This window comes from Halorubrum sp. JWXQ-INN 858 (assembly GCF_009806985.1).
Classification (GTDB): Archaea; Halobacteriota; Halobacteria; order Halobacteriales; family Haloferacaceae; genus Halorubrum.
In genome coordinates, this window is the sequence record NZ_WUAX01000010.1 from 1 (window position 1) to 1,560 (window position 1,560).

General features: G+C 57.7%; 1 rRNA gene. It reads left to right on the top strand.

Annotated elements, in window-relative coordinates:
- The first annotated feature begins 12 nt into the window (after positions 1 to 12).
- A 16S ribosomal RNA gene (locus tag GRS48_RS08790) occupies positions 13 to 1,483 on the top strand.
- Positions 1,484 to 1,560: the final 77 nt, after the last annotated feature.

Genomic DNA, 1,560 nt, shown 5'->3' on the forward strand with positions numbered 1-1,560 from the left:
CGGAGGTTATTCATTCCGGTTGATCCTGCCGGAGGCCATTGCTATTGGGATCCGATTTAGCCATGCTAGTTGTACGAGTTCATACTCGTAGCGAATAGCTCAGTAACACGTGGCCAATCTACCCTTCGGAGAGCGATAACCTCGGGAAACTGAGGCTAATAGCTCATATCACACTCACACTGGAATGTCGAGTGTGTCAAACGCTCCGGCGCCGAAGGATGTGGCTGCGGCCGATTAGGTAGACGGTGGGGTAACGGCCCACCGTGCCGATAATCGGTACGGGTCATGAGAGTGAGAACCCGGAGACGGAATCTGAGACAAGATTCCGGGCCCTACGGGGCGCAGCAGGCGCGAAACCTTTACACTGCACGCCAGTGCGATAAGGGGATCCCAAGTGCGTAGGCATAGAGCCTACGCTTTTGTGTACCGTAGGGAGGTACACGAATAAGGGCTGGGCAAGACCGGTGCCAGCCGCCGCGGTAATACCGGCAGCCCAAGTGATGGCCGATTTTATTGGGCCTAAAGCGTCCGTAGCTGGCCGCGCAAGTCCATCGGGAAATCTCCCCGCTCAACGGGGAGGCGCCCGGTGGAAACTGCGTGGCTTGGGACCGGAAGGCGCGACGGGTACGTCCGGGGTAGGAGTGAAATCCTGTAATCCTGGACGGACCGCCGATGGCGAAAGCACGTCGCGAGAACGGATCCGACAGTGAGGGACGAAAGCTAGGGTCTCGAACCGGATTAGATACCCGGGTAGTCCTAGCCGTAAACGATGCCTGTTAGGTGTGGCTCCCACTACGAGTGGGTGCTGTGCCGTAGGGAAGCCGCTAAACAGGCCGCCTGGGAAGTACGTCCGCAAGGATGAAACTTAAAGGAATTGGCGGGGGAGCACTACAACCGGAGGAGCCTGCGGTTTAATTGGACTCAACGCCGGACATCTCACCAGCATCGACTGTAATAATGACGGTCAGGTTGATGACCTAGCCACGAGTTACAGAGAGGAGGTGCATGGCCGCCGTCAGCTCGTACCGTGAGGCGTCCTGTTAAGTCAGGCAACGAGCGAGACCCGCATCCTTACTTGCCAGCAACACCGCGAGGTGGTTGGGGACAGTAGGGAGACTGCCGTGGCCAACACGGAGGAAGGAACGGGCAACGGTAGGTCAGTATGCCCCGAATGTGCTGGGCAACACGCGGGCTACAATGGTCGAGACAAAGGGTTCCTACTCCGAAAGGAGACGGTAATCTCAGAAACTCGATCGTAGTTCGGATTGTGGGCTGAAACTCGCCCACATGAAGCTGGATTCGGTAGTAATCGCGTGTCAGCAGCGCGCGGTGAATACGTCCCTGCTCCTTGCACACACCGCCCGTCAAAGCACCCGAGTGAGGTCCGGATGAGGCTCGTCACACGAGTCGAATCTGGGCTTCGCAAGGGGGCTTAAGTCGTAACAAGGTAGCCGTAGGGGAATCTGCGGCTGGATCACCTCCACAGACCCGAGACTCCCTCTCTGAGGGAGCTCACCTTTCGACCGTTCACCAGAACGGTCACTACTCATTCATGGACCA